This window comes from Aminobacter sp. P4_H6_2 (assembly GCF_056400805.1).
Genome location: NZ_JBFUKO010000586.1, coordinates 1 through 3,362 on the forward strand (window position 1 = coordinate 1; position 3,362 = coordinate 3,362).

A 3,362-nucleotide genomic window follows, 5' to 3' on the forward strand; every position below is an offset into this window, starting at 1 on the left:
GATGAAGGCCGTGCGCGAGGCCGCCGGCATCTTCGACCAGACCTCGTTTGCCAAGATCATGGTGCAGGGCCGGGATGCCGCTTCGGCGCTCAACCATATCTGCGCAGCCGACATCGACCTCGACATCGGCCGCTCGGTCTATACAGGCCTGCTCAACGAGCGCGGCGGCTATGAGAGCGACCTGACCGTGATGCGGCTGGCGCGCGACAAGTTCTTGATCGTCACCGGCTCGGCCCAAGCCGTGCACGATGCTGACTGGATCAGCAAGAACATCCCCGAGGGCGCGCATGTCACGCTGACCGACGTCACCTCGTCTTATTCGGTGCTGGCACTTATGGGGCCGCGCTCGCGCGACATCCTGGCCAAGCTCACTTCGGCTGATCTGTCGAATGCCGGTTTCCCCTTCGCCACGATAAAGGAGATCGACGTCGGCTATGCCACCGCCTACGCCAACCGCATGACCTATGTCGGTGAACTTGGCTGGGAGCTGATCGTGCCGACCGAATTCGCCGTTGGCGTTTATGAAGCGCTGCATGAGGCCGGTCGCGACCTCGGCCTCACCGATTGCGGTTACTACGCACTCGAAGCACTGCGCATCGAAAAAGGCTTCCGCGCCTGGAGCCGCGAGCTTACGCCCGACATCAATCCCTACGAGGCAGGGCTTGCCTTCGCCGTGTCGATGGACAAGCCGGGCGGGTTTATCGGGCGCGATGCTCTGGTCGAGGCAAAGGCCAAGGGCAAGCTCACCCGCCGCATCGTACAGTTCACGCTCGATGATGCGGCTCCCATGCTGTGGGGCGGCGAGCTGATCCTGCGCGACGGCAAGCCTGTCGGCGAAGTGCGCTCGGCGAGCTACGGCCACACGCTCGGTCGCTCCGTAGCACTCGGGCTGATCGCACACGCTGAGGGCGTCGACAAGGCGTTCATCGAAAGCGGCCGCTACGAGATCGATCTCGCTGGCGAGCGCCACGCGGCGACCGCCCATCTCAAGGCGCCCTACGATCCAAAGTCCGAACGGGTGAAGGTCGACAGCACAGAGCTGCGCGCCGCGGCCTGACCTTTCCAACCTTCGATTCCACCCCCACTGCCCCTCCCGCCATAGGGAGGGGCTTTTTTTCGCAAGCGGTCAGGCCGGCGCGAGCTTGAGCATGGCGATGCCGGCGAGCACGGCAGCTATGCCACCAAGTCGTATGGGCCCGAGCGGTTCGCCAAACAGCACGACACCCATGACAACGGTTCCGGCCGCTCCGATGCCCGTCCACACCGCATAGGCCGTGCCAACAGGAAGCGTGTCCAGCACGCGGCCGAGCAAATAGACGAAAGCACCGAGAAGCAGGATGGAGACGATGCTCCATCCTGGCTTGGTATAGCCCTCGGCATATTTCATCGACACCGCCCAGGCCACATCGAGCAGCCCGGCGATCACCAGCAGGATCCAGGCGAGACCCTGGCTCATCATGCGGCGAGCTTCATACCTTCGGCCTGCATCGCCTCGCGCACCTTTGGCCGACTTCCGACGCGGCCCATATAGGCGCGCAGGCTTGGGAAAGCCGAGAGGTCGACTTTGGCAAAGCCCGACCAGCCGACGATGGTGAACAGATAGGCGTCGGCGACGGTGAAGCGTTCGCCCATCAGGAACGGGCCGGAAGCCGCGAGATGGCTTTCGACAAAAGCGAGCCGCTGGGCAATCTTGCCGCGCGCCACTTCCTGCGCCTGGGCCCCATATTCGGGATGGAACAGCCAGGGGCTGTACATCTTGTGCAGTTCGGTGGCGACGAAGTTGAGCCAGGACTGCGCCTGATAGCGTTCGCGCGTGCCGGCCGCCGGCGCAAGATTCGCTTCCGGTTTGAGGTCGGCGAGGTATTGGACGATCGCCGCACCTTCCGTGAGAAGCGAGCCGTCGTCGAGTTCGAGCACCGGAACATAGCCGTTGGGGTTGACCTTGGCGAAGTCATGACCGGAGCCGGTGACATGCGGTTTCCTAGATATGTCGACCCGCTCGATGTCGAGCGGGATGCCGGCCTCGAGCGCTACGATGTGGGGCGACAGCGAGCAGGTGCCGGTGGCGAAATAGAGTTTCATGATCTGTCCTCTTGGGTTCTGACCGTTTGGCCGTTGCTTCCGGGACAAATCTAGGCTTTGCGCATTCACAATACTCATTGGATCTTTGCCAATTGCGTTTGCATGACTGCAAGACCAGGGTGTGCTAGAAGGCACGCATGGAAGACTGGAACGAACTCAGGCTGGTGCTCTCTATAGCCCGCGCTGGCAGCCTCACCGCAGCAGCTGGAGTGCTCGGCATTGACCACTCAACGGTGTTCCGCCGGCTCAATGCTCTCGAACAGCGGCTGGCGGTGCGGGTGTTCGAACGCCTTCCCGGCGGCATCTATCAGCTGACACCTGCAGGCGAGCGCATGGCGGCCGCCGCGGAACGCATGGAGGACGAGGCGCTGTCCCTGGCGCGCGACATCGCCGGTGCCGACGGCCGGCTGTTGGGCCGACTGCGAGTCACCTCATCGGAGACTCTGGCCTACTCCAGGCTGACCAGGCACCTTGCCGCGTTCCGGCAGGTACATCCCGGCATCATGGTCGAACTGGTGATCGAAAACCGCGTGCTCTCCCTGTCGCGCCGAGAGGCCGACATCGCGCTGCGGCCGATCCGCCCTAAGGAAAGTGACCTGTGGGGCCGCAAGCTTGCCGGCGTCGCATGGACCTTCTTCGCATCCGCCGCCTATCTCCACGCCCATGGCGGACCGATCGAGGGCCCTGGCGACCTTGGCCGTCAATCGCTGATCGGCTGGGAAGAGACGGCGGGCGGCATCATGGCGGCCGACTGGCTCGACCGCGCCGTTGCGGCGGACGCTTTCGTCTACCGCACCAATAGCCTGGTCAATCAGGCAGTCGCCGCCAGGGGTGGCATCGGCATGGCGCTTTTGCCCTGCTATCTCGGCGACGGCGAGCCCGGTCTCGTCCGCGCGCTTGCCGCGCCTTTGCCCGAGCTTGCCGGCGAACTGTGGATCGTCACCCACTCCGACTTGAAAGGCACCGCGAGGGTCCGCGCGTTCTTCGATGTCGTCGGCGACGGCCTCGCCCGCGAACGCGACCTGTTCGAAGGCAGGCGCTGCTGAGCGGTGACCCTGTGTTGGGGTGGGCAGCCGGTAGCTTTTGGCGCGCGGGCTAAGCAACGCATTGGAGGATGCTGCAATTTACTCCGAAAACAACGCAGGCTTGCTCGACTGCAATCGAACCTAAATAATGGTTCCAAGCTGAAATCGAGAGAAGGCAAGGGAGAGGCAACGATGTTGTACGCTATCCTGGCGTATCACGCGGAGGGAGTGGTCGAATCCTGGACCGACGAGGAG

General features: G+C 63.5%; 4 protein-coding genes. 2 read left to right on the forward strand and 2 right to left on the reverse strand.

What is annotated here, in order from left to right; genetic code table 11:
• Positions 1–1,057, forward strand: a 1,057-nt coding sequence (locus AC1DUU_RS26975) for an aminomethyl transferase family protein (protein WP_476786424.1), incomplete at its 5' end; no start/stop codon positions are given.
• Positions 1,058–1,126: 69 nt separating this feature from the next.
• Here AC1DUU_RS26975 and AC1DUU_RS26980 read toward each other — a convergent pair.
• Positions 1,127–1,456, reverse strand: coding sequence for a DMT family transporter (locus tag AC1DUU_RS26980; protein WP_476786427.1), 330 nt, complete (start codon positions 1,454–1,456; stop codon positions 1,127–1,129).
• Complete coding sequence (gene gstA, locus AC1DUU_RS26985; RefSeq protein ID WP_476786425.1) at positions 1,456–2,082, reverse strand: glutathione transferase GstA; 627 nt, start codon at positions 2,080–2,082, stop codon at positions 1,456–1,458. The genes AC1DUU_RS26980 and gstA overlap by 1 nt, the downstream gene beginning before the upstream one ends.
• A gap of 137 nt (positions 2,083–2,219) precedes the next feature.
• On the opposite strand from gstA, the gene AC1DUU_RS26990 reads away from it, so the two are divergent.
• Entirely contained in the window at positions 2,220–3,128 is a 909-nt protein-coding gene (locus tag AC1DUU_RS26990) for a LysR family transcriptional regulator (protein WP_476786426.1), read from the forward strand.
• Positions 3,129–3,362: the final 234 nt, after the last annotated feature.

Coding starts and splice junctions, on each gene's coding strand:
- AC1DUU_RS26980 (WP_476786427.1), bottom strand. CDS start 1,456: ATGAGCCAGGGTCTCGCCTGGATCCTGCTGGTGATCGCCGGGCTGCTC.
- gstA (WP_476786425.1), bottom strand. CDS start 2,082: ATGAAACTCTATTTCGCCACCGGCACCTGCTCGCTGTCGCCCCACATC.
- AC1DUU_RS26990 (WP_476786426.1), top strand. CDS start 2,220: ATGGAAGACTGGAACGAACTCAGGCTGGTGCTCTCTATAGCCCGCGCT.